4 protein-coding genes are annotated in these 3,103 nt (G+C 73.8%); 2 read left to right on the top strand and 2 right to left on the bottom strand.

Features of this window, described 5'->3' with window-relative positions; all coding sequences use genetic code 11:
• Positions 1 to 47: 47 nt before the first annotated feature.
• Positions 48 to 506 (bottom strand): SRPBCC family protein, encoded by a 459-nt coding sequence (locus L7D48_RS27690; protein ID WP_237883670.1) that lies wholly within the window; start codon positions 504 to 506, stop codon positions 48 to 50.
• Positions 507 to 684: 178 nt separating this feature from the next.
• Here L7D48_RS27690 and L7D48_RS27685 point away from each other — a divergent pair, with 178 nt between their 5' ends.
• Positions 685 to 1,719 carry an Rv2578c family radical SAM protein gene (locus L7D48_RS27685; protein ID WP_237883668.1) on the top strand — a complete coding sequence of 345 codons (1,035 nt, stop codon included), beginning with the start codon at positions 685 to 687 and terminating at the stop codon, positions 1,717 to 1,719.
• Here L7D48_RS27685 and L7D48_RS27680 read toward each other — a convergent pair.
• Positions 1,706 to 2,293 (bottom strand): GNAT family N-acetyltransferase, encoded by a 588-nt coding sequence (locus L7D48_RS27680; protein WP_237883666.1) that lies wholly within the window; start codon positions 2,291 to 2,293, stop codon positions 1,706 to 1,708. The two genes, L7D48_RS27685 and L7D48_RS27680, sit on opposite strands and share 14 nt — an antisense overlap.
• Positions 2,294 to 2,545: 252 nt before the next feature.
• On the opposite strand from L7D48_RS27680, the gene L7D48_RS27675 reads away from it, so the two are divergent.
• Positions 2,546 to 2,785, top strand: coding sequence for a hypothetical protein (locus L7D48_RS27675; protein WP_093660023.1), 240 nt, complete (start codon positions 2,546 to 2,548; stop codon positions 2,783 to 2,785).
• The last annotated feature ends 318 nt before the right edge of the window (positions 2,786 to 3,103 follow it).

Here is a 3,103-nt window from a genome sequence, read left to right as displayed (position 1 = left end):
GAACACGGCAGGTCGGGGCAGGGGCGGCGGGTCGGGGCGGCGGGCAGTCAGGCGCCCGTACGGCCCTCGACCTCGGCGGCGAGGTTGGCTAGCAGCTCGTCGTGGATGCGGGCGAGCCCCTTGGGGGCGAAGGCTCGCTCGAAGAAGCCGCCGACGCCGCCCGCGCCCTCCCAGACGGTGGTGACGGTGACCCGTGAGGCGCCCTCGGCCGAGCCCGGGGTGACGGTCCAGGTGGTGACCATCGAGGAGTTGCGGTCGCGTTCGACCAGTTGGCCCTCCATGGGCTCGTCCACCTCCATCAGGCAGTCGCGGACCCGCTTGGAGGTGGCCTGAAGCCTCCAGTGGACGAGCGTGCCCTTGCCGTCGCCGCCCTCGCGCACCTCGTACTCGCCGAACTGCCCGGGCAGCAGCCTGCCCCGGGTGCCGCTGTAGTCGGCGAGCGCGTCGAACACGTCCTCCGGGCGGGCCGCGATCTCGCGCTGCGTGGTGGATTCGACCTGCGCCATGGCTGCTCCCCTGGGAGTCCTGGTGATCCTGGTGGTCCTGCGGTCCCGCCGTGACGGCCGGCCGTCACGGCGGGACCGCTGACGCCAGCCAACCACCCGTGACGCGCCCGCCCAAATCGGGGTTACCACCGATGGGAACAGATGTTCTATTCTTGTGCGGACCGAACGAGGAGGTCGCATGCGCTGGGACAATCTGCACCGGGACACACCGGACGCGAGCGGCACCGCCGCCCTCTTCGGCTCCGACGTGGTCACACGCACGGTCGACACCCCGGAGTTCAGGGGCGTCACCTTCCACGAGGTGCGGGCCCGTTCGATCATCAACCGGGTGCCGGGCGCCTCCCGGATGCCGTTCGAGTGGACCGTCAACCCCTACCGGGGCTGCTCCCACGCGTGCGTGTACTGCTTCGCCCGCCGCAGCCACGGCTATCTGGACCTGGACACCGGGACCGGTTTCGACACCCAGATCGTGGTGAAGACCAACGCCGACCGGCTGCTGCGCCGGGAACTGGCCTCCCCGCGCTGGCCGGGCCACCACATAGCCATGGGCACCAACGTCGACTGCTACCAGCGCGCCGAGGGCCGCTACCGGCTGATGCCCGGCATCCTGACCGCCCTGCGCGACCACGCCAACCCGTTCTCCATCCTCACCAAGGGCACCCTGATCCTGCGCGACCTGGACCTGCTGCGCTCGGCCGGAGCGGTGGCCGAGGTGGGCGTCTCGGTGTCGGTGGCCTTCCTGGACGAGGAGCTGTGGCGCACCGTCGAGCCCGGCGCCCCCGCCCCCGAACGGCGCCTGGAGGTGGTGCGCGCCCTCACCGACCACGGCATCGGCTGCGGGGTGCTGATGGCCCCGGTGATCCCGTTCCTCTCCGACGGTCCCGACGAGCTCCGTGCGACGGTGCGGGCGATCGCGGCGGCGGGCGCGACCTCCGTCACGCCACTGGCCCTGCACCTGCGGCCGGGCGCGCGCGAGTGGTTCACCGCCTGGCTGGCCCGGCACCACCCCGGCCTGGTGGGCCACTACGAGCGGCTGTACGCCGACGGCGCCTACGCCCCGCACTGGTACCAGCGCCGGATCACCCGGCAGGTGCACGAACTGGCCGAGGAGTACGGCATCGGGCCGTCCCGGCCGGGGGCGCACCGGGGCGTCCCCGAGCCCCGGTGCGCCCCCGAGCCCGAGCCGGGCCCGACGCAGCTCACCCTGCTGTGAGGCCCGCCCCGCCCGGCTCGCGCGTGTAGCGCACCTCGGCCACGGGCGTCCCTCCCGCGTCGAAGAGCGACCTCGCCCCGTCCGGGGCGAAGCCCGCCGCCGCGTAGAAGCGGCGGGCCCGCTCGTTGCCCTCCGCCACCCACAGCCGCAGCCGGCGCATCCGGCGCGCGTCCGCCCGCCGCACCACCTCGGCCAGCAGCGCGCGCCCGAGACCCGAGCCGATGAGTTCCGGCTCCACGTACAGGGCGTACAGCTCGCCGTCGCGGCAGTCCTCGCCCTCCTCGCACCCACCGCCGCCGCTGCCGCCGTCCTCCCCCCGGCACGGGCCGAGGGCGGCCCAGCCGGTGATACGGCCGCCGCCGTCCACCGCGACCAGGTCGGTGACCGTCTCCCGCGTCGCGGCGAAGCCCTCCCGGCGCCGGGCGGCGTACGCGGCGGCGTCCATTCCCTCCAGGTACTCACGGGACATCAGATGGCGGTACGCGTACCGCCAGCCCCGCACCCGCAGTGCCGCCACGGCCTCCAGGTCCGCCTCGGCCGCCTCCCGTACGCGCACCGGTTCCCGTCCGTTCACCGTCGCCCCCTCGCTTCCCGCTTCCGTTCCCCGTTCGGACGCCTCCACCGGGGTGCGAGGAAGTGGTGCAACCCTCCCCCTGCGTTAGAGTAAAGCTGCTCGCCGACATGGTCGGCCTGCTTCCACGCCACCTCCGGGGCCACCGCTCCGTCGTCGTCCGGAGCCTCGGGGGTGGCCGCCCCCAACCGCACCGCAGAGACCCGCGGTCCGCCGCCACCGTACGGCGGTCCCGCCGGGGGAAAGGCATCAGGGATGGCCGTCTTCAAGCTGCAACTCACGGATGGCCGGGAGAGGCTGGTCGAGGCCGGGCGCGCCGGACGCACCGCCGACGGCCAGATCGTCATCGAGGACACCGACGCCCTGGGCGTGTGGGACTGCCTGGAGGAGTACCCGGCCGACCGCGTGAGGGCGGTCTGGCGGCGCGGCCCCGCCGAGAGCGGCATCTACACCTGGATCCCGCAGCCCTCCGAGGGGAGTTGGTGGAGCTACTGACGGCCCCGCGGCCGGCTCCCGGCCGGCCCTCCGGCCGCGGGCACGAGTCGCACCACGCACTCGCCCGCCCCCCATCGATCCGCTCCGCCCGCCTCCGCCTTGGAAGCATCGCCTTCAAACCTTCTGTGTCGCACTTCACAAGGCAGCACGCGGAAACGGCCTGCGTTTCACAGCCTGACGGCCGTCTCATCCCTCACGTCGGGGAAGAGTCCCCCGATCCCGCCGCCTCCCGGACGACCCCGGGTACACGACGGGGAGGAAACGGGCGTGACGCCACGCCTCCGCCCCGGCCCGGGCCGGCGACCCCGGGCTCCGGGC

Source organism: Streptomyces sp. ICN903, from assembly GCF_022015835.1.
GTDB lineage: Bacteria > Actinomycetota > Actinomycetes > Streptomycetales > Streptomycetaceae > Streptomyces > Streptomyces fenghuangensis.
The sequence above is the reverse complement of the archived record's forward strand: the minus strand, read 5'-3'. Positions and strand labels throughout refer to the sequence as shown.

Bases quoted from the DNA above. Each gene is read 5' to 3' on its own strand.
- L7D48_RS27690 (WP_237883670.1), bottom strand. From the start codon at position 506: ATGGCGCAGGTCGAATCCACCACGCAGCGCGAGATCGCGGCCCGCCCG.
- L7D48_RS27685 (WP_237883668.1), top strand. From the start codon at position 685: ATGCGCTGGGACAATCTGCACCGGGACACACCGGACGCGAGCGGCACC.
- L7D48_RS27675 (WP_093660023.1), top strand. From the start codon at position 2,546: ATGGCCGTCTTCAAGCTGCAACTCACGGATGGCCGGGAGAGGCTGGTC.